Origin of the sequence: Christiangramia lutea, from assembly GCF_022489035.1 — a bacterium.
Lineage (GTDB): Bacteria > Bacteroidota > Bacteroidia > Flavobacteriales > Flavobacteriaceae > Christiangramia > Christiangramia lutea.
The window spans coordinates 637883-659795 of the sequence record NZ_JAKVTV010000001.1; the positions used below are offsets into that span (position 1 = coordinate 637883).

Consider the following 21913-nt stretch of genomic DNA (forward strand, 5'->3'; position numbering starts at 1 on the left):
AGGTTTATGCCAGCTTCAGCGAATAAACGCTTGCTTCTAAAAGTACTTAGTCTCTTTTCAGTAGTAAGAGGTTATAATATTCTGGTTGTTGTAATTGCTCAATACCTTACCTCTGCCTTTATTCTAGCCCACGATAAACCGCTTAGGGAAGTCTTTTTCGATCCTAACCTTTTCTTTTTGATCCTGGCTTCTTCCAGTGTGATCGCTTCGGGTTATATCATCAACAACTTTTATGATAGCGAAAAAGACCTGATCAACAGGCCCAAGAAAACGATGCTGGACCGCGTTGTAAGTCAGCGCACTAAACTTTCGGTCTATTTTATACTGAATTTTGCAGCGATATTTTTTGCCAGTTACGTTTCCTTCAGAGCGGTGGTATTCTTCTCTATATATATTTTCGTGATCTGGCTATATTCGCATAGATTAAAGAAGATCCTATTCCTGGGAAACCTCGTCGCATCCATTCTTACGATCACTCCTTTTTTCGTGATCTTCGTTTATTATAAGAATTTCGAAACCGTAATCTTCATCCACGCTACATTCCTTTACCTAATGATCGTAATGCGGGAACTGGTGAAAGACCTGGAAAACATGCAGGGAGATTTTGTTCAGAATTACCGTACCATTCCCCTGGTCTACGGTGAAAAATGGAGTAAATTCTGCCTCGCGGTATGTGCGATTTTTGCTATAATCCCCATCTATTTACTAATTACCCATTTCGAGACCGGGTATATGAACTACTACTTTTACACTTCCCTGGTTCTTCTCATCATTTTCCTTCTAATGCTTTATTTTAGCAAAGCCAAATGGCAATACCTCTTACTGCATAATATTTTGAAGCTCATTATTGTAACCGGAGTTTTCAGTATATTGCTTATAGATCTGGATGAGGTGATAAACAGGGTGTTTTAGATAAACCTCTCAGTTTAAATCTTTTCTCAAATACTTGGGCACCTCATTTGGGAAAATGTATCTTTGCAAAAATTTTAGCGATGAGCAGGCACGATAGATCTTCAGGTAAAAACAGTAAACCTTCTGGTAACAGAGGCAATAGATCTTCAGGCAAAAGTTACAGCGGAAGGCAGGGTGGAGGACAGAAAAAGAAATCCTATGCCCGTGGAAATGCACCCATCAAGAAGAACATGGAAAAAAGTCCATTATCTAATTCTGAAGGAATTCGTCTAAATAAATACATCGCCAATTCGGGGGTTTGCTCCCGCCGTGACGCAGACATGTATATTGCAGCAGGTAATGTTACCGTGAATGGGAAAACCATCACCGAAATGGGTTACCGTGTAAAGCTTGAAGACGATGTACGTTTCGACGGTAGAAGATTAAATCCGGAAAAACCTGAGTACATCCTTCTTAACAAGCCAGCCGGTTTCTTTGTTACCGGAAATCCGGAAAAAGGAGGCCGCACCGTTATGGACCTGGTTTCTAAAGCAACTTCAGCAAAAGTTAGTCCTGTTGGGAAACTAGATAACCAGGCCAAAGGTTTATTATTATTCACAAATGACGGTACTCTAGCTAAAAAACTCGCCAAGCCCAAGAATGGGATCAGGCAGATCTACCAGGTAAATCTTGACAAAAGCCTTTCTAACGAAGATTTGGAAAAGATCCAGGGAGGAGTCTATATTGAAGGTTCAAAAGTGGCGATCACAAGCATCAGCTTTATAGAAGACAAACCACACAATGAGGTTGGTATTGAACTTTATAGTATCAAGGAACATATAGTAACCAGGATCTTCAAAAGTTTAGGTTACGAAGTGGAAAGCCTGGATCGTGTTGTTTTTGGCGGACTTACAAAAAGGGACTTACCAAGAGGAAGGTATCGTAACCTTACTGAACAGGAGGTTATTAACCTTGGAATGCACTAGTAATTTTTTCTAATTTTAATTCTGTTTTTTTAATACATTTACTGCTTTAAAAACGAGGCTGAAAGCTTAGTCTCATTTCGATTTTTATGTAATTGCACAGATTTATTTTTTACAAAGCTGAAATCCTTTCAGCTACCAATATTCCTAATGCTGAGAGAACTTACCCGGGCATTGAGGATTCTTTGAACTTTATCTTAACATTAATTTACCAGTCGATACTTTCGACCTTTTAATATATTCTCTAATTTTTAGCCCTTAAACTCTTAATTAAATTGAATACCAAGTACAGCGATCTAATAGACCAAACTTACTATTTCCCTCAGGAAGAATTCAATCTGGATGGTGCACAACTTAAATTTCATGATATCGATCTCATGGAACTTGTAAAAGAATATGGAGCACCGCTAAAATTCACCTATCTTCCAAAGATCTCCCAGAATATAAACAGAGCTAAAGAATGGTTCAAATCAGCCATCGAGAAGCATGATTATAAAGGAGCTTACAACTATTGTTATTGCACAAAAAGCTCACATTTTGAACATGTTTTAAATGAAGCTTTAAAGAATGACATCCACATTGAGACTTCTTCTGCCTTCGATATTAATATTGTTGAAAAACTGAAGGAAACAGGAAAAATCTCGGATGACAGATGGGTGATCTGCAATGGTTTCAAAAGAGATCAATATATTGAAAATATCAGTAGGTTATTGAATGGCGGTCATAAGAACTGCCTCCCGGTAATTGACAATTACGAAGAACTAAACCTTCTGTCAGAAAGAATTAATGACAAATTCCAGGTGGGAATTCGAATTGCTTCAGAAGAAGAGCCAAAATTCGAATTCTATACTTCCAGGCTGGGAATTGGATACAAGAACATTGTTCCATTCTATAATAAACAGATCAAGGATAATAATCAGGTAGACCTGAGAATGCTACACTTTTTTATTAATACGGGAATTCGTGATACTGCCTATTACTGGAACGAACTCAACAAATGTTTAAAAGTTTATATCGCTCTCAAAAAGATCTGCCCTACCCTGGACAGTCTTAATATAGGTGGAGGTTTTCCGATAAAGAATTCACTCGCCTTTGAATATGATTATGCCTATATGGTAGATGAGATCATCAACCAAATCAAGCTAACTTGTGAGGAAGCAGAAGTGGACGTTCCAAATATCTTTACTGAATTTGGAAGTTTTACTGTAGGTGAAAGTGGTGGCGCGATCTATGAAGTTTTATATCAGAAGCAGCAAAACGATCGTGAAAAATGGAATATGATCAATTCCTCTTTTATCACAACACTTCCCGATACCTGGGCGATAAGTAAAAAATTCGTGATGCTGGCGGTAAACCGTTGGAACGATGAATATGAAAGGGTTCTTTTAGGCGGATTAACCTGTGACAGCGATGATTACTATAATTCGGAACAACACACCAATGCTATTTACCTGCCTAAGTTCAAAAAAGACAAACCTCTTTATATTGGTTTCTTTAATACAGGAGCTTACCAGGATACCATTGGTGGTTTCGGAGGTTTACAACACTGTTTAATTCCGCAGCCTAAGCATATCCTGATAGACCGTGATGAAAATGGCGAATTAACCACCAGGCTTTTCAGCGAACAGCAGAATTCTGAGGACATGCTGAACATTTTAGGTTATAACAGAAACAATTAATATTTTAAAGTTTTAATAATCAACTAACTATTCAATTTAATTAGCCATGAGCAAAAAGAATTATGCCGGGATACCCGATAAATACGCTCGCATAGACGAAGCAAAAGTGGTATTGATTCCTGTTCCCTACGATGGTACCAGTACCTGGCAAAAAGGCGCTGATAAAGGCCCTGATGCATTTTTAGATGCTTCCGAGAATATGGAGCTTTACGACATTGAAACCCGAAGCGAGGTTTATAAGAAAGGTATTTACCTGGCACCGCCGGTAACAGAAAATTCCTCTCCAGAAAAGATGGTGGAGGCCGTTTATAAAACCACCAAAAACTACATCAAACAGGAGAAATTTGTGACCTTATTCGGTGGAGAGCACTCGGTTTCTATAGGTAGCATTAGAGCATTTAACGAGTCTTTTGAAGATCTAACGGTAGTTCAGCTAGACGCACACGCCGACCTTAGACCAGAATATGAGGGTTCTAAATGTAATCATGCCTGTGCAATGCATGAAGCCAGCAAAACTACGAACCTTTTGCAGGTGGGAATCCGATCTATGGATATTTCTGAAAATGACCATATGGATGAAAACCAGGTATATTTTGCTCATGATCTTTATGACGACTGGCAGGATGATGCCATAGGGCAGATGACGCCGAACGTATTTATTACTATAGACCTGGACGCCTTTGACCCTAGTATAATGCCTTCTACAGGAACTCCGGAACCAGGAGGATTATTCTGGTATGAAACTCTGGAATTCCTAAAGATGATGTTCAAAAAGAAAAATGTTGTTGGTTTCGACATTGTGGAGCTTTGTCCGAACGACAAGGAAAAATCTTCAGATTTCCTTGCAGCTAAGCTTTACTATAAGATGTTGAGCTACAAATTCAAATATCAAAATTACAACGAAGACGACGAAGATGAGTAAAGGACAGATATCTCAGTTTATTGAGAAATACTATTTACATTTTAACGCGGCAGCCCTTGTAGACGCGGCAAAAGACTACGAAAAACAACTGGAGAACGGCTCTAAAATGCTGGTTTCCCTTGCCGGTGCGATGAGCACGGCTGAGCTTGGGAAGATCTTTGCTGAAATGATTCGCCAGGATAAAGTTCATATCATTTCCTGTACTGGTGCCAACCTGGAGGAGGATGTGATGAACCTTGTCGCGCATTCACACTACAAAAGAGTTCCAAACTATCGTGATCTCACTCCGCAGGAGGAATGGGATTTGTTGGAAAAAGGTCTGAATCGGGTAACCGATACCTGTATTCCTGAAGAAGAAGCTTTTAGAAGAATTCAGGAGCACATTTTCAAGATCTGGAAAGATGCTGAAGAAAAGGGAGAACGTTTTTTTCCGCATGAATTCCTTCACAAGCTTCTATTAAGCGGAGTGATGGAAGAACATTATGAAATCGATCTTAAGGATTCCTGGATGTATGCCGCAGCCGAGAAGAACCTTCCAATGGTTGTTCCAGGATGGGAAGACTCTACGCTAGGAAATATTTTCGCTTCTTACGTTTTAAAAGGCGAGTTAAAAGCAAGCACCATGAAGTCTGGTATTGAATACATGACTTTCCTTGCCGACTGGTATACCGATAATTCCAAAAACGGAATTGGATTCTTTCAGATTGGTGGTGGTATCGCCGGAGATTTCCCGATTTGTGTAGTACCTATGTTGTACCAGGATATGGAAAGAACAGATACTCCATTCTGGAGTTATTTCTGCCAGATCTCAGATTCCACAACTAGTTACGGATCTTACTCAGGTGCAGTGCCCAACGAAAAGATCACCTGGGGTAAGCTGGACATCAATACGCCAAAACATATAATTGAAAGTGACGCAACCATAGTTGCTCCCCTTGTTTTTGCATATCTGCTGGATATGTAGAAAAACTTTTAATAGCAGACCTCACAGGTTTTTAAAACCTGTGAGGTCTTTAGTTTCTACTGAATAGGGAATTAACAAATTATTGCAAAGAGTTAAAGCTGTTCCGTATTGAAAATTGATTAATATTGAACTGCTTAATTATTTCTAACCTATGCAGGACTGGCCAATTTTCGCGATCGGGTTTTTAGCCCAACTTCTGTTCTCTGCCAGGCTTATTTCTCAATGGTTCTTATCTGAAAAAGCCAAAAAAGTAGAAACTCCGGTACTTTTCTGGAAATTAAGTTTACTTGCTTCTATCCTGCTTTTCACTTATGGATATCTGCGAGAAGATTTTGCTATTATGCTCGGTCAGTTTTTGATCTATGGCATCTATTGGCGAAACCTGAACTTAATGGGCGAATGGAAGAACAGAAACATTTTTTTTAAATCACTCGTGATCGCTTTTCCAATTGGAATTACCGCTTATATTATTTTCTTTGGAACCCTTACCTGGGATGATGTATTGCTTAGCACAGGAAATATCCCCGGATGGGTAATAGGATTGGGAGTACTGGCTCAATTCGTTTATACCTCCAGATTCTTCTATCAGTGGTATTATTCTGAAAAACATCAGGAATCCGAGCTCCCCATGGGATTTTGGATCTTAAGCCTTATTGGAGCCTGCCTTTTATTCTCCTACGGAATATTAAGACATGACCCGGTACTTATCGCGGCTCACTTCTTCGGAGCGATCATTTACATAAGAGACATGTACCTACTCAAAAATTCTGACGCTCAAATAGGTGAAAAATTTGAAGCTTAAAATTTTCTTATTTTTACCATCTATTTGAAACAGATCATCAAAACCTTCTGGAACGACTATTATTAAAGGAAATGACATTAAGGTGACACCCAAATGTCACCTTAATTTCAAGGTTCGGTGTCTAAATTTGTTTCAAAACAATTTAATCATGGAAGCAAATAATTCGATTGCCAGAAACCTGATCTACCAAAGGAAATTAAAAGGGCTTACTCAAAAAGAGCTTTCAAATATAACCAATGTCACCGTTCGAACAATTCAGCGTATAGAAAAGGGTGAAACCGAACCTCATCTTCAAACGGTGAAATTAATCGCTGCTGCATTAGAAATTGAGGTAGATGAGCTAATCCCTCTTGATAATCCAAAAGAAGAAAACATTCAGAAAAAGTGGCTTATACTTTTTCACGCAACACCATTTATAGGTTTTGTACTCCCCCTATTCAATATTTTCATTCCACTGTTCCTGTGGATTCACAAGAGAGAGGATAACAAAATATACTATGAACACGGTAGAAAGGTGATCAATTTTCAGATCACTGTTGTTATTGCGATAATTCTCTCTTTTATTTCACTGGTTACCATCGAAGGTGCTGGTTTTTTCCTGTTTATAAGTGTTCTCCCTTTAGCTGTAATTATTATGCTATTGAACCTGATATTCGTAATAAATAAGGATAAATGCTATTACCCTTTTTCGATTCCATTTATTTCCCGCAAGAAATCTATTTCTAAGAAAGCCATAGCTGTTATTATTTGTTTAATAGGCATCAATTTTACAGGGACAGCTCAGGAGATTAAAAGACTGGATGATTCAGTTATAACTACAGATTCGCTTTCCAAAAAGATAAAACAGTTAATGCTGGAAGCCAATGTCCCCGGAATGAATTTCACAATTTTCAATGAAAATAAAATTGCCTTTACCGAAGCTTTTGGATATAGATTCAATAATGAAAAACTAAAGCTTACCGACAGCTCGAATATTTACGGAGCTTCTTTAAGCAAAGCGGTTTTTAGCGTTATCGTAATGAAGCTTGTTGAGGAAGACGTGATAGATCTTGATACACCATTACAATCTTATCTTCCAAAGAAGATATATGAATACGCACCTAAGGCTGATTGGCATGATGACTATTCAGATCTGGAAACAGATTCCCTGTATCACAAGATTACTGCCAGAATGTGCATGGCTCATACCAGTGGATTCCCAAATTGGAGATTTTTCGAAGACGATAAAATGCTTAGAGTGAAGCAAGAACCTGGAAGATCGTATCTATATTCAGGAGAAGGGATGGTTTATCTGCAAGTTGTTCTTGAAAAACTTACTGAAAAAAGTTTCGAGGAGCTGGCTCAAAGAATTGTTTTTGAACCTTTAAAAATGAATAGTTCAAGTTATCAATGGAAGGAAGAATTTGAGCCAGACTATGCTTATGGGCATAATGAAGAAGGACAGGCATACCAGAAAGACAAAGATAATGAGCCTCGTGCTCCCAGTACTTTAGAAACCACACTAGAAGATTACAATAAGTTTCTCCTGGCTGTTTTGAACCGAGAAATTCTTACTTCTAACTCCTGGAATGAAATCTTTACACCTCAGATAAGAATCAGATTCAAAAGCCAATTCGGGCCATTAGCCAGAGAAGTTACTTCAGAAAATGATGACATTGAGTTATCGTATGGGTTAGGATGGGGAATGTTTAAAACACCCTACGGCTGGGCCGTTTTCAAGGAAGGATATGGTAACGGATTTCAACATCATTCAGTATTATTCCCGGAAACTGGTAAAGGAATATTAATGATGACCAATAGCCAGAATAGTGGTGGTATATTCAAGGAACTGCTGGAAGTTGCTTTAAAAGATGAATACACGCCATGGAAATGGGAAAATTATATCCCTTATAACAACTAAACTATAGTTACCTTTTTGGGACCTTGTTTAAGCTCCTTCACGATATAAAACAGGACAATAAAATACTCAAGTGCAACTAACCACAAATTCTCCTGGAATTCTGGATTGGAATAAGCGAAATAGCTAATAAAGACAACTGCGGTCCATACGATCATATACCGGAATTCTGTAAAGAGACTTAACATCAATGGAATTGCCAGATACCAAGGATGCACCGTAGTGGAAAGCAAAAGATAGACCGTCACTGCAAAAAGCATATTTTCGATCAGTCTTTTAAAATCCATTTTTTTTCTGAATAAACTTAAACCAAGAATAGCTACAAAAGTAATAAGCGGCAGGACCTTTCCTGCCGTTTCGATGATATTATAGCCCTTCACCTGGAAGCCTATCCATCGAACCAGGTAATAAATACTGGCATTGAATTCAAATTTTCCGAACCAGAGGCCTATACTGGCCATAAAGTTTGAAAAGATTTCATGCGAATAAAAAGGTAAAAATGAGATAATTACGGTTATTCCAATTATTAGATAATACGCGATAAGCTTCAGAAAATTCAATGAAGTTTTATCAGAAGTAAAAAACCTGAATAATAGCGGCAATAACATTAACGGAAGAAGCTTAATTGAAATTGAAAGTCCGAAAATGATGGCACTCCAAATCCACTTTTTTTGATGTAAAAGATAGAGAGATAGTATTAACAAGAATACCATGACCGATTCGAAATGCAGGTTTCCGGTCATCTCGATAATGATAAAAGGATTTAAGATATACCAGAAGATGCGATGTTCGGGAAGTCCGATGGACTTCAATAATTTCCTTCCGAGGATAAAAGTCCCGATATCCGCAAGAATTATAATCAGTTTGAAAATAATAACTGATCCCAGTATACTCGAAGTTGAAATCCAGCCTGCAATCGCGAATATCAACTGATTTAATGGCGGATAATTGGAATAATGCCCCGCGCTTAAACTGCCCATTCCCTGGATCAATTCTTTTGCCTGTGAAATATTAAATGTCTGAAGTTGGATCAAATCATTCGGGATATACTGATAAGGGTTCCAGCCCTCAGCGATAAGTCTGCCATCCCAGATAAACCTGAAATAATCCTGCGAGAGATTCGGCAAAACAAAAAGAAATACCAATCGGAATAATACCGCAAGAATTACCAGTAATTTTAGTTTGGTTTTCAACTGTTGTATCAGCTTAAAACTCAGAAAAAACAAAGCTCCGTAGAGACCTATCAGTTTGAAAAAGTCTGATCTATTTAAATCGTAAGCAAAGGCGAAATAAAATGCAGCACAGGAAAGTGCCATTAGAATGGGAAACTTATAAAGTTTTAAGGTTCTCAGATCCATTGAAGAGCAGTAAGCTTTCGGCTAAAGTAGGAAAATTTATGCTCTCAAACTTTTAAAGAATACAAAGCCAAACCCTGTAAATAACATCAGGTGAAAGATCAGCAGGCCATAATCATTCAGTTTAAAAGCACTAAAAATTGCAAATCCGAAATAAAGAAAAAGAAGCCCCTCTATAATGACATTTTTCGAAAAACGACGGCTTAAATAGGTATTCCCTTTCCAGGAATCCTTGATTGAACTTATATTGAATTTGGGTGTTCTGATGAATTCTGAACGCTTTCCAAAATGACCTTCGAGCACCGCAAGACTGTTATGTACAGAAAAGCCCATGGCAATGGAAAAAAAGGTAAAGAACATCCCGATAAACCTAAAAAAGCTTTTGACTCCTTTACCATGAATTTTGGAATAAGCCACATAATAACAGGCAAAGAAAATAAGGGTGCTTATAGCAAAACCCGCCAGCACGTTGAAGTACCAGCTAAAAGCCGGGTTGTTATGTTTTATATAAAGCACCGGGACGCTGAAGACCGCTAGTAATAGTACGATCAGGAACATACTGGAATTAAGCAAATGGAAAAATCCGTGAAATTTTGTGCTAAACGATACTGAAGGATCCTTCAGCAGTTTCCCGTAATTCTTTCTGAAATTCTCTGCAGCACCTTTGTTCCATCGAAACTGCTGACTCCTGGCCGCGCTTATCACCACGGGTAGTTCTGCCGGAGTTTCCACATTCTCGAGATACTTGAATTCCCATTTTTTCATCTGCGCGCGGTAACTCAGGTCGAGATCTTCGGTTAGGGTATCTCCACTCCAGTTACCGGCATCCAGGATACATTGCTTACGCCAGATGCCCGCGGTTCCATTGAAATTGATAAAATTCCGCCCGAAATTTCTCCCGGTTTGTTCCAGGATAAAATGAAAATCCAATGCAAAAGCCTGAATTTTGGTGAGCAAGGAATAATCCCGGTTTAAATGACCCCAGCGGGTTTGCACCACTCCTACCTTTGGATTTTTGAAATATGGCAGTGTTTGCATTAACCAGTTTTCCCCAGGCACAAAATCTGAATCGAAAACAGCCACAAATTCTCCTTTGGCGATCTTTAATCCTTCTTTCAGGGCCCCGGCTTTAAAACCAGTTCTGTTTTCACGTCTTATATGCTGAATATTCAGTCCCTTTTTTTGAAGCTCTTTAATGATTTCAGAAGTCTTTTCGATCGAATGATCTGTGGAATCATCCAGCACCTGGATTTCCAGTTTGTTTTTGGGATAATTGATCCTGGCAATATTCTTCAGCAGTCTTTCAACTACATAATATTCATTGTAAAGTGGTAACTGAATAGTCACCAGAGGCAATTTCTCTTTTGAAAAATCGAATTTTTCAGAATCATCGGTAGATTTGACTGCTTTCAGATAGTTGATCAATAAATGTAGCTGGGAAAGACTGTAAATGAAGATAACTAGTAAAGCAAGAGTATAAAGTATGATTACCGCTAAATCTATCATTTAAAACTGTATTTAAAAATCCAACCGAGAATCTTTACGCCTGCAAAGATAGCACCTTTGATAGTTCCTGAAACTTTTGAAACACCAATCCTGTTTCTGTAATGCACGGGCACTTCGGAATAGCTTAGATTCTGTCGTAAAGCCTTTAACTGCATTTCAACCGTCCAACCGTAAGTTTTGTCTTCCATTTCCAGCTGTTGCAATTTTTCATACTTGATAGCCCGGAATGGACCAAGATCGGTAAACCTGGAGTTGAAGAATAATTTCATCAAACTTGTGGCCAGCCAGTTTCCAAAGATCTGCGGAAAAGTCATCGATCCTTTTTCCCGCCATTCATCAACCCTGGCTCCTACTACAAAATCCTTATTTTCTCCGATAATTGGCTGAAGGATCTTATCCATTTCCCCAGGATAATCAGAATAATCTCCGTCCAGGAATACGACAATATCGACTTCTTGGTCCTGTTTCGATATATAATCCATGCCTTTTAAACAGGCATAACCATAACCTTTCTGAGATTCAGTTAGAACCGTTGCTCCAGCCCTTCTCGCGTTTCCTTCGGTTTGGTCGGTAGAATTGTTACTTACCACGATCACTTCCTCTACATAAGATGGAATATCCCAGATCACATGAGCAATAGAATCGGCTTCATTATAAGCTGGAACTATAACCTTTATAATAATACTATCTGGGATCTTCAATTTTCAGAAGTTTTACGGAGGTGCGAAAATAAGTTATTTCTTTAGAACCTATTTGCTCTTCTGATCTATAAGATCAAGCAGATTTAAATTATCTCCCATCACCGCTTCCTGAGTTACAGTTCGGTTCTTTCGGGACCCATTTTCCAGCTTCAATACGCCTCTTGGGCAAACCGCTGAACAGATTCCGCAACCAACACAACTGGAGCGCACGATATTTTCACCCTTCTGGGCATAAGCCCGTACATCGATCCCCATTTCACAATATGTAGAACAGTTTCCACAGGAAATACACTGACCGCCATTGGTTGTAATCCTGAATTTAGAGAAAAGTCTTTGCTGCATCCCGAGGATTGCTGCCATTGGGCATCCAAACCTACACCAAACCCGGTTACCGAAAATGGGATAAAAACCGGTGCCAATCACCCCGCTAAAAACAGCTCCTATTAAGAAACCATAGGTCTGCCTTAAATTCTCAGCATTGAAAAGGAATAAATTTTGCCCGCTGAAATAATGCAAGCCAACTAAAGAAAGAATGATTACCAGGTAACCGATAGCTCCGTATCTCGCGTCCTTCTCCAATTCCTCTTTTTTAAAATACCAGATCCCGGCAAACAAAAGGGTCAGAAAAACAGCCACACTAATCAGAAAAACATCCTTGTTCAGCCAGTATTTATCGGCATCGTAGCCCAGGTAAGAATAGATCACTGCGGTGGTCATCAAAACCACAAATACGAGTACGCTGTGAATTACCCATCGCTCCACTTTCCAGGCAAAGAGACTTTTATCTGAAAGGTGCCTGTAGGGGTCACCGGCTGTTTCGGCGAGGCCACCACAACCACAGACCCAGCTGCAATACCAGCGTTTTCCGTATTTATAAGTTAGAATTGGCGTTATAATAAAGATCGACGCAATTCCAAGGAAGAGTAAAGCCAAACCAATATCACCTGAGGAAAGAAATCCGTCAACCCGGTATTGCTCAAAATTGTAGTAATTCAGGGGCCAGATATTCTTAAGGTCATAATAAGGAAGATTAAATCCCTCTTCTTTATTTAACCTTGACATCAATTCCGGAATCAAAAAAGCAAAACCGGTCTGGAAGAAAATCACTGAAATGGTTCGAAGCCTTTGATAAGTATTATGCCTGTATTTCCAGAAAAATTTAATCCCGAAAGCGGCAATGGCAATGGTATAAAGTGTTCCGTAGACAAACCACTGACTAGCCGGATTACCACTAAGAAGTTTACTTAAAGGATCGAAAAGAGCTATAAGACCAGTATTATCAGCGTCGGTTCTCAAACCAAGGTATTCCGGATAGAAATAGAGAATAATATAAAAACCCGTAAGGGCTATTCCGGTGATCCAGGCCAGGTAACCACGGTTGGTCATGGATTTGAACCAAACTCCGTCATTTTTGATCCCTTCATGTTTCCCGGCATAAGCTGCCCTGGCAAACCAGGCTATTCCGCCAAAAATAGATGCCAGCGAAAGGCTCAACCAAAGAGTTTTATTTGGAAAATTGACATTAAGGCTTGCCAGAAGAAGAATGATTAGCCCCGAAATTCCCAGAAACGAGGCTAGCTTTTGCTGTGTATTTATCGCTGCCGGAGCTTCCCCGGTTAATGACATGTTATGTTCTATCCTACTCATTTTATTTATTTTAGACCTCACAGGTTTTGGAAACCTGTGAGGTCTGTTCTAATCAAAATTTAAGTCCCATTTGGACTCTACTTCCGTTTGAGAATGCAGATAATCAAAATTATCTATACTATCGAACAAATCAATTACCTGATCTCTTTGCAAAAAAGTAGAAGAATCTGATACCAGTTTTGAAAAAGATGAAAATTGATATTCCCTGAAATTAGAAATTACTTTATGATTTTCAGGGTTTCGATGTATATACAGGATCAAATTTTGAAGATATTTTTCATCTTCGATCCTCTTTCTTTTGAACCGATCTTGAAACAGACTTCCTGTTCTATTATAAGCTTTATTAATGGCTTTAGCATATGAATTAAAGAAATTTGAAAATGCCTGAGAAATGGATCTATTTTCAATATCATTTTTGGTCCTAATCAGTAGATGGAAATGATTTGGCAGCATACAATATGCATAAATATCACAGACAGGTAAAAGGTATTTTTCAGTAAGCCTTAAAAAGTGGTGATAATTTCTCTCTTCAAAAAAAACCAATTGTTTATTATTCCCACGATTAAAAATGTGGTAATAAGAATCGGTTTTTATTGGTTCACACTGCATCATAGATATTTTACTAATCCTCACAGGTTTTGGAAACCTGTGAGGATTTAGTTCTTAGACATCTTGAAAATTATTTTTAAAACTGCTGAAGATCTCCTTTTCATGAGAATCATAAAATTCGGGGTCGAAATTTGCCTGCCTTAAATTGGCCAGAACCTGGTCTATGGATTTCTCTTCATGTAGCCAGCGATCGAAAACCTCATGGCGCATTCGTATTCCAAACGTATTTATACCCAAAAATTTCTTGGTTTCTGAATTAAAAGAAATAGTAATGGCTTTTGGTTCAGTTTTATTCTTCCAATAAAAATGCTGTTCATTCGATCTTGGTTCAGGCCAGACCCAACCATAGGTTTGATATTCGATATCAAAGAATTTCGCTGAATTAAACCAATTTCCGGGTTCATAAGCAGTTCTATCACCTGTTAATGTCCTGGCCAGCGTTTCGCCCATAATTCTTCCGGTGTACCAGACTGCTTCCACTGGTTTTCTGAGTCCGATAGCCTTTCTCTGCTGTGAACAATCACCAATCGCATAAACGCTAGGAATATTCGTTTCCAGATATTCATTTACCAAAACACCTCTATCGGTTTCTAAATCTGAATCCTTGAGAAAATCGATATTAGGTCGAACTCCGGCACAAAGACCTACCAACTCACATTCAATTTCTTCTCCGTTTTTGGTCTTAACAGCCCTTACCCTTCCGTTTTCATCGGGAATGATCTGTTCAAGTTCAGTATTGTGCCTTAGGTCAACGCCATGAGATTTTATATGTTCTGAGATCATTTCGGCTTCTGGCATCGGCAATACATTGTTCCAGAAAGCCTGCTCGCGAACCAGGAAAGTCACTTCAATATTACGCGTTCTAAGCATTTCTGCCAGCTCTACTCCTATTAAACCGCCACCAACAACCACTGCTTTTTTGGTATGAGCAGTATTCTCTTCCAGCTCAATGAGATCCTGTTTGGAAACAAGTCCCTGAACTCCTTTAAGGTCTTCACCATCCCAGCCAAATTTGTTATAAACCGAGCCCGTGGCAATAATTAGTTTATCATATTCTAAAGGCTCCCCGGCAGAAAAACTTAATTTTTTCTTTTCAAAATCCACCTTTTCCACCCAAGCCTTTTTCAATTCTATCCGGTTCTTTTCCCAGAACCAGTCTTCGTATGGTTTCAGGTGGTCCCACTTCATATGCCCCATGTAAACATACATTAAGGCAGTGCGGGAAAAGAAATAATCGTTTTCTCCGGAAATTACGGTGATTCTGTGATCAGATCTTTTACGAATATGCCTGGCAGCAGTAATTCCTGCAATTCCATTCCCGATAATAACGATATGCTCCATTAAATTTTCCTAATTTGGTGGTAAGCCGGAAGAACTCTAGTAAATTACGCTGAAAATAGAGAGAATCCCAAGTAGATAGTGGAATTTATATTTAAAAATAAATGTTCCGATTTGCCAAATTTCAAATACCTAACCATATACTGGTAATCATTGGAATTCTCCTGCATTCCTGCCAGGCCGAAATCCCGTCTCGAAAATACAACGGGATAAGTTTAGTGGCATCCAGGGACAGCCTGGAAGAATCACAGATCGATCGTATTTTAAGTGTCAATGCGAATGTAGTGGCTTTAATGCCATATGCATTTATGGGAAGTCCTGAGCAACCTGAACTTATTTTCGATGTAGACAGGCAGTGGTTCGGTGAAAGGGCAGAAGGAATTGAACAGGCGATATCTATTCTTCAATACAGGAAACTAAAGATCATGATTAAGCCACATATCTGGATAAGAAACGGGCAATTTACTGGCAACCTGAATTTCTCTTCTGAAAAAGACTGGTTGATATTTGAAGAGTCTTATAGAAAATATATGCTTCTATATGCAAATATTGCTGAAAAACATCAGATAGAGATGTTTTGCATAGGAACAGAACTTTTTAATTTTACTAATGAAAGACCAGAATTCTGGAAATCACTGATGAGGGATGTACGCAAAGTTTTTAATGGAAAAATTGTCTATGCTGAAAACTGGGATAAGGTAGATAAAACTGAAATCTGGAAGGAAACCGATTATATTGGTGTTGACGCTTATTTCCCAATTCACGATGCAGCCTCCCCGGAAAAAGAAGAAATAAGAGAAGGGTGGAAAGAGCATAAAAACATGCTACAGGAGTTGTCTTCAAAATATCATAAACCAATTATTTTTACTGAATATGGTTACCGAAATATTGATCATTCATTAAAAAAACCCTGGAAATCAGACAGGAATTATTCCAATATAAATAATGATCTGCAAGCCAGGGCACTGGAAATTATCTATGAAGAATTCTGGAATGAAAACTGGTTTTCCGGAGGTTTCTTATGGAAATGGCACCAGTATGAAAAAGCAGGTGGCACTGAAAATGACAGGTTTACTCCGCAGAATAAACCAGCCGAAAATATTGTGAAGGAATATTACCAAAAATTCAGGAACTAGTCCGTTTGTAGTAGTGGCTGTAGAGTTCTTCTGCAGATGCTCCAAACCTACGCTTCCAGTAAATTTCAGCAAAAAGCTTTTGTGTACTCCAGACTCCCATCTTTTCGTAGAGTCTCGCAGAGGTAGTGATCCAGCTTTTTATGACTTTAAAACGGCAATTATCATATAGCCTTTTAATAAATTCGTTGTCTTCATAAACGATATAAGATTCGTCAAATCCGTTTAGTTTTTTAAAAAGTTTTCTTTCCACAAACAAAGATTGATCACCACCCCTACAGGAAATGTGATTTATCCTGGTAAACTGACCCATCAGGTTCAACCACCAATGGTTCTTATCAAACCGCATCTGGAAACATCCGGCATTATTGCCTTTTTTAACTTCAGCTAGGATCAAGGAATCGAAATTCTCCGGGGGAAGACTATCGGCATGCAGAAAATAAAGAATTTCACTTTTTGCAAGCCCGGCCCCGGTATTCATCTGCACTGCCCTTCCTTTTTCAGAAGGTATATAAAATACTTTTGGATGATCTTTAGCAATTTGAACGGTATTATCAGAGCTTCCGCCATCTACAACTATAATTTCAGCCACAAATCCAGAAGACATTTTCTGTAAATGCCTTAATAGTATCGGGAGCTGTTCAGCTTCATTGTAAACCGGAATGATAATACTGACCATAAATACCTATTTCGCCTCGTTCAGGTTCCAGTTATACTCCTTGTAAGAAATTGAAGCACCTGATTCGATTTTAGTTTCAGAATACATATTCACGTAATCGATCAGACTTTTTCCTTTTTCAGTGAAGTCTCCTTTATACCAATCGAATATGGAAGACAATTTTACAGATGAGCCGGCAATCTCATTTTTTTCTGAATTCACAAACTCTTTAGTCACTTTTTCTAATTGCTCTTCTATCTTTTCTGCTGTATAAGCTTCATTAAGTAATTTAGGACAGGAGATCGAGGCACAATTGATCGCGAAATGAATTCTAGGTTCATTCATTTTTCTCAACAAACTATTCTCAATACCACCTAAAGAAATTTCGGTATCTCCAATCATCACAAATTCGCTTGTCCAGGCACCATTGATATCCTTGATACTTTTCACCGGATAATTTCTCAAAATTAGATCTACCGTGTAAGCATTATATAAATTGATATAGTAAGCTAACACCTCATCTGTAGACCAGCTATCATCGAGTTTTTGATCAGATAACAGGTTCAGATATTCGTTCAGCTTCTTTCGATCATTTTGAAAGCCTTTGTAATCTACCATTCCGGCATCATCTACATGCTTTTTCAAAAGCTCATCCCAAATCCCATGATCTAATTTAGCCTGCTCATCAGAGCTTCTTTCATTATTATTTACATCTGGAGTAGGCAGACCTTTACTATTGAAGCCGGCACTCGAAATCAAGTTACAGGAAGCAAACATACAGGCTCCCGAAATCAGGATCGCAAAACTTAAAATAAGCTTTTTCATAATCTCTTTATTTTAATTTTTAGCAACATCCACCACCATCGTAATGGAAAGTAGATTCACTAATGAATATATCATCTCTACCTAAAGAAGCTAAGGCTCCAGCAGTTTTATCGCATACTGCCAGTGGCTGATTCTTTAAAAGAATATGACCTTTATTATCATCAAAATGGTCATTATCTCCGAAATAGATCGCAGCTTTCCCGGTAAAAATACAAGGACCATCCTCTGGCATTGGATCTTTGATGGCTGCAACTTCTATAGACTCTATATATACGAGTTCTTCAGTAGGATAGTTTTTAGGATCCAGGATACGGTAAGGCTTTCGGGCCCTGATCTCTATGGTACCAAAACCAACATCGGTTAAAGCCTTTACATAGTCTTTAATAGACAGACTTCCGCTAAGGCAAAGTGCTCTAAGACGTTCATCGTTTCTCAAATCATCATTCATCTCCTGTTCACAAGTGGGATCGCTCATCACAAGCCTACCATGTGGTTTTAAGACGCGGTACATTTCCTTTAGAGCTTTGGTGAGTTCTTCGGTTTTAAAAATATTGAAAAGACAGTTCTGGGCAGCCACATCTATAGAGTTATCTTCTACCGGAAGATCTGTTGCATCTCCTTTTTTAAGATCAACAAATTCTGATCTAAACCAGGGATTCAACTCTTCTGCTTCCTTAAAATTCTTCCTGGAAGCTTCCAGCATTTCATCTACTACATCTATCCCTACAACACCCGATTTTTGTCTGGAAAAATAGGCGAACTGAAGCAATTCCATTCCTCCACCTACTCCTACATAAAGCGTTTTTGGGCTATTCGTTAGATCTCTTGCATGCACCGTAGTTCCACAGCCATAGTTCATTTCCTGCATAATCTTTGGGATCTTAAGACCAGGCAGCTCCCATATAGGATTTGTAGTGCAACATAATCCCACATCTGGGGTTAATGCTGCCTCTCTGTATACATCTTTGGTAGTTTCTAAATAACTCATGCTTATATCTTCTGAAGTAGTTCTTTAAATAATTTCACCATATCTGGTTCTGCTTTGGCCGCATTGGCCAGGATATCCTGAATATCCACTTTTTCCAGATTATCTGGATCGCCCTGATCTGTGATCACAGAAATTGCAGAAACAGGAATATTCAAGTGATTAGCAACAATCACCTCAGGGACGGTACTCATTCCAACGGCATCTGCACCTATAATTTTAAGGTACCGGTATTCGGCCCTGGTTTCTAATTGAGGTCCCATTACAGATGCATAAATTCCCTTGTGCAAAGTGATATCAAGCTTTTTAGCCGCTTCTTCGAAGGTTTTATTCATTTCCTTATCATAAGGCTCGTTCATATCTACAAAGCGCTCACCGAGTTTATCCACGCCATGAAATGCCAGTGGTGATCCACCCTGAAGGTTAATATGATCGTCTATAAGCATTAATTCTGCTTTCTTGAAATCAAGATTTATCGCGCCAGAAGCATTCGAGACCAACATCCTTTTAATACCAAGTCTCTTCATAACCCGAACCGGATAAGTAACATCAAACAGGCTATAGCCTTCATAAAGATGAAAACGCCCCTGCATGACAATCACCTTTTTGCCTTCAAGCGTACCGTAAATAAGTTTTCCTTTATGAAATTCTACCGTTGCTGTTGGAAAATAAGGGATATGATTATAACTAGCCTCTTTTTCGATCTCAATATCATCAAGCAGTTTTCCCAGCCCGGTTCCAAGAATAATTCCAACTTCAGGTTCTCCAAAACCTTTGGACTTTAAGTAATCTACAGATTCATCTATTCTATCTGTCATATATTTATAAATTTTTGAAATGCAGGGTGATCCTTAATATCATCCAGAACATCAATATCATTTTGAGTTTCTAATATTTTCACTTTTTGACCATTCATATTTTTTAAGGAATCATCAAAAACACTGGAGGTACTCCATTTTTTGTTTCTAAACAATTCCGAATTTAAAGATTTCATCCCTAACAAATAATATCCACCATCCTCAGCTGGCCCAATAACAAAATCGTTCTTTTCCAATTCTGAAAAAGCTAGCTCCAGGTCTGAAGTTTTTATATCGTAAAGATCTGTCCCGATAATGATGATTCTTTCGTATCCTTCGTCAAATCCAGCTTTAAAAGCATTCTCCATTCTTTCACCCAGATCTTTACCTTGTTGCTGTCTTTTTATGAATAGCTGTGAGCTCCAGATATCGATTTCAGGAATTTTATCTGAATAGTGCACCTGTTTATCTGCCTTTACTGGTTTAGTTACTTCAACAGAATGTTCGAGTAGAAATTTATAGACTTCAAGCGCCTGGTTGTTACCGAGGTCTTCGGCAAGTCTTGTTTTTACTTTTCCGGCAACCGGATTTTTGGTAAAAATGATGAGTAGGTCTTTATTCACTTAATATTCTTTTTCGGCATTTTTAAGCCATTTAGCCCAGGTTTTTGAAAAGGCATGTACTTTATTTGTTTCGTCACCTTCCGGATTAACTACGGGAAAACCTTTATTCTTCCATTCAAAAATCCCACCGTAGAGATTCTGAACATTTTTATAACCAGCCTTTTTAAGTTTTCGACCGATATTCTCGGAACGTATTCCCAAAGAGCAATAAACTACAATCGGTGAATCTTTTGCTATATCGTTTACTTTGGAAACTTCAAAATGGTTGTAGCCAACAAGAATAGCATTCTCAATATGGCTTACCTGAAATTCTTCTTTTTCCCTGGAATCGATAATGACAACCTCCTTATCCAACTGACGCATTCGGAGTTGCTCAACAGAGATATATCGCACAACTCCTGAATTGTATTTTTTCAGCAGATCTTCTACCGAATTTTGGGAGTATCCGGTAAGAATACCAGCCATTATAATTAATATGAAAATGAAGGATTTCATTTTACTAAGCTACAGTACCCTGGCAACTACTTCCTGCACCGGCTGTACAACCATAACAGTGTTGTGAGATTATAATATTTCGATCATTTAAAAGATCTTCGTTGTAATCACTTATATGCTTTACTTTACTATTCACCTTTAGATCCAGCATCTGGTTAAAATCACAATCATATAACCAGCCATCCCAGCTTATTGAAATGGTATTGGTACACATTACACTTTCTACAGCTGCAGGGTTATAGGCATCTACCAGGGCATACATATAGTCCTCATAATTTTCTGATGCGATCAAATACTCCAGAAAACGGCTGATAGGCAGATTGGTGATCGCATAAAGATTATCAAAATCTATATCAAAATCTTCTTTCAGAGCTTTTTTAAAGTCTTTCTCCATCGCATCCTGGTTGGTTGGCAAAAAGGCTCCTGAAGGATTATACACAAGATCCAGCTTTAAACCTGTTCCTTCTTGCGCATAGCCTACAGAATTCAGCATTTGCAGAGCTTTGATCGATTTATCAAAAACTCCGCTTCCACGCTGTTTATCGGTTTTTTCTCTCTTATAAAATGGTAAAGAAGAAACTACGTGAACATTATATTTTTTGAAAAATTCAGGAAGATCATGGTATTTCTTATTCGCGAGTATGATAGTAAGATTTGAGCGAACTATAAAGTCTTTGATCCCTGCTTTTGAAGCCTCTTCTACAAACCAGCGAAAATTTGGATTCATTTCAGGAGCACCTCCTGTAAGATCCAGTGTATGAGCACCCGTATTCTCTATAACTTCCAGGCATTGTTTCATGGTTTCTACCGTCATGATCTCTTTCCGATCTGGCCCTGCATCTACGTGGCAGTGGGAACAAACCTGGTTACACATATAACCAAGATTTAACTGAAGTATCTCGAGCTTTTTAGGTTTTAAAGGAAAGTTACCGGTTTCAGCAATTTTCTCCTTAAAAGTTGGAAGTTTTCCTTTTTGAAAAATTCCGTTGCTTAAAAATTTAAGTTGATTTTCGGGACTTGAAAGGTCATCCTTTCGAGCTTTAAGGGATTTAATGGTCATAAAAGATTGTTCATGCGTTGTAGGATTAGTTCAGAAAATTCGA

General features: G+C 38.4%; 21 protein-coding genes. 8 read left to right on the forward strand and 13 right to left on the reverse strand.

The window, feature by feature from the left end; translation table 11 throughout:
* Positions 1–6: 6 nt before the first annotated feature.
* The 7 genes from ML462_RS02955 to ML462_RS02985 all read left to right on the forward strand — a co-directional run bounded on the left by ML462_RS02955 (position 7) and on the right by ML462_RS02985 (position 8141).
* Positions 7–912: a geranylgeranylglycerol-phosphate geranylgeranyltransferase gene (locus ML462_RS02955; protein ID WP_240712237.1), complete on the forward strand. Its 906-nt coding sequence runs from the start codon at positions 7–9 to the stop codon at positions 910–912.
* 80 nt (positions 913–992) lie between these two features.
* Positions 993–1877: a pseudouridine synthase gene (locus tag ML462_RS02960; RefSeq protein ID WP_240712238.1), complete on the forward strand. Its 885-nt coding sequence runs from the start codon at positions 993–995 to the stop codon at positions 1875–1877.
* 272 nt (positions 1878–2149) lie between these two features.
* Entirely contained in the window at positions 2150–3553 is a 1404-nt protein-coding gene (locus tag ML462_RS02965) for an arginine decarboxylase (protein ID WP_240712239.1), read from the forward strand.
* A 46-nt stretch (positions 3554–3599) separates the two neighbouring features.
* Complete coding sequence (speB, locus tag ML462_RS02970) at positions 3600–4475, forward strand: agmatinase (RefSeq protein WP_240712240.1); 876 nt, start codon at positions 3600–3602, stop codon at positions 4473–4475.
* Positions 4468–5439, forward strand: a complete 972-nt coding sequence (locus tag ML462_RS02975; RefSeq protein ID WP_240712241.1) for a deoxyhypusine synthase family protein — start codon at positions 4468–4470, stop codon at positions 5437–5439. Before speB ends, ML462_RS02975 begins: the two co-directional genes overlap by 8 nt.
* Before the next feature lie 151 nt (positions 5440–5590).
* Positions 5591–6241 (forward strand): lipid-A-disaccharide synthase N-terminal domain-containing protein, encoded by a 651-nt coding sequence (locus ML462_RS02980; protein WP_240712242.1) that lies wholly within the window; start codon positions 5591–5593, stop codon positions 6239–6241.
* Positions 6242–6389: 148 nt separating this feature from the next.
* The gene (locus ML462_RS02985) at positions 6390–8141 is read left to right on the forward strand and encodes a serine hydrolase (RefSeq protein WP_240712243.1); all 1752 of its coding nucleotides are present in this window, start codon (positions 6390–6392) and stop codon (positions 8139–8141) included.
* On the opposite strand, the gene ML462_RS02990 is transcribed toward ML462_RS02985, so the two are convergent.
* The 6 genes from ML462_RS02990 to ML462_RS03015 are packed head-to-tail and all read right to left on the reverse strand — an operon-like array spanning position 8138 to position 15297.
* On the reverse strand, positions 8138–9496 hold the full coding sequence (locus ML462_RS02990; RefSeq protein WP_240712244.1) for an MptA/MptB family glycosyltransferase: 1359 nt from the start codon (positions 9494–9496) through the stop codon (positions 8138–8140). The two genes, ML462_RS02985 and ML462_RS02990, sit on opposite strands and share 4 nt — an antisense overlap.
* Before the next feature lie 36 nt (positions 9497–9532).
* Positions 9533–10999, reverse strand: coding sequence for a cellulose synthase family protein (locus tag ML462_RS02995; protein ID WP_240712245.1), 1467 nt, complete (start codon positions 10997–10999; stop codon positions 9533–9535).
* Entirely contained in the window at positions 10996–11700 is a 705-nt protein-coding gene (locus tag ML462_RS03000; RefSeq protein WP_262914721.1) for a glycosyltransferase family 2 protein, read from the reverse strand. Before ML462_RS03000 ends, ML462_RS02995 begins: the two co-directional genes overlap by 4 nt.
* A gap of 48 nt (positions 11701–11748) precedes the next feature.
* On the reverse strand, positions 11749–13347 hold the full coding sequence (locus ML462_RS03005; protein WP_240712246.1) for a 4Fe-4S binding protein: 1599 nt from the start codon (positions 13345–13347) through the stop codon (positions 11749–11751).
* A 48-nt stretch (positions 13348–13395) separates the two neighbouring features.
* Positions 13396–13959: a transposase gene (locus ML462_RS03010; RefSeq protein ID WP_240712247.1), complete on the reverse strand. Its 564-nt coding sequence runs from the start codon at positions 13957–13959 to the stop codon at positions 13396–13398.
* A 51-nt stretch (positions 13960–14010) separates the two neighbouring features.
* Positions 14011–15297, reverse strand: coding sequence for an NAD(P)/FAD-dependent oxidoreductase (locus ML462_RS03015; protein ID WP_240712248.1), 1287 nt, complete (start codon positions 15295–15297; stop codon positions 14011–14013).
* Between the two features lie 101 nt (positions 15298–15398).
* Here ML462_RS03015 and ML462_RS03020 point away from each other — a divergent pair, with 101 nt between their 5' ends.
* Positions 15399–16430, forward strand: coding sequence for a glycoside hydrolase family 113 (locus ML462_RS03020; RefSeq protein ID WP_240712249.1), 1032 nt, complete (start codon positions 15399–15401; stop codon positions 16428–16430).
* On the opposite strand, the gene ML462_RS03025 is transcribed toward ML462_RS03020, so the two are convergent.
* Genes ML462_RS03025 through arsS form a run of 7 tightly spaced genes read right to left on the reverse strand, consistent with a single transcriptional unit; the run spans position 16420 to position 21870 of the window.
* Entirely contained in the window at positions 16420–17106 is a 687-nt protein-coding gene (locus ML462_RS03025) for a TIGR04283 family arsenosugar biosynthesis glycosyltransferase (protein WP_240712250.1), read from the reverse strand. The genes ML462_RS03020 and ML462_RS03025 overlap by 11 nt on opposite strands.
* Before the next feature lie 6 nt (positions 17107–17112).
* Positions 17113–17910, reverse strand: coding sequence for a DUF547 domain-containing protein (locus ML462_RS03030; protein WP_240712251.1), 798 nt, complete (start codon positions 17908–17910; stop codon positions 17113–17115).
* A 19-nt stretch (positions 17911–17929) separates the two neighbouring features.
* Positions 17930–18898: an arsenosugar biosynthesis arsenite methyltransferase ArsM gene (arsM, locus tag ML462_RS03035; protein WP_240712252.1), complete on the reverse strand. Its 969-nt coding sequence runs from the start codon at positions 18896–18898 to the stop codon at positions 17930–17932.
* Between the two features lie 2 nt (positions 18899–18900).
* Positions 18901–19713, reverse strand: coding sequence for a purine-nucleoside phosphorylase (locus tag ML462_RS03040; RefSeq protein ID WP_240712253.1), 813 nt, complete (start codon positions 19711–19713; stop codon positions 18901–18903).
* Positions 19710–20315, reverse strand: a complete 606-nt coding sequence (locus ML462_RS03045; RefSeq protein ID WP_240712254.1) for a TIGR04282 family arsenosugar biosynthesis glycosyltransferase — start codon at positions 20313–20315, stop codon at positions 19710–19712. The genes ML462_RS03040 and ML462_RS03045 overlap by 4 nt, the downstream gene beginning before the upstream one ends.
* Positions 20316–20780 carry a rhodanese-like domain-containing protein gene (locus ML462_RS03050; RefSeq protein ID WP_240712255.1) on the reverse strand — a complete coding sequence of 155 codons (465 nt, stop codon included), beginning with the start codon at positions 20778–20780 and terminating at the stop codon, positions 20316–20318.
* A gap of 34 nt (positions 20781–20814) precedes the next feature.
* Positions 20815–21870 carry an arsenosugar biosynthesis radical SAM (seleno)protein ArsS gene (gene arsS, locus ML462_RS03055; protein ID WP_240712256.1) on the reverse strand — a complete coding sequence of 352 codons (1056 nt, stop codon included), beginning with the start codon at positions 21868–21870 and terminating at the stop codon, positions 20815–20817.
* Between the last annotated feature and the right edge of the window lie 43 nt (positions 21871–21913).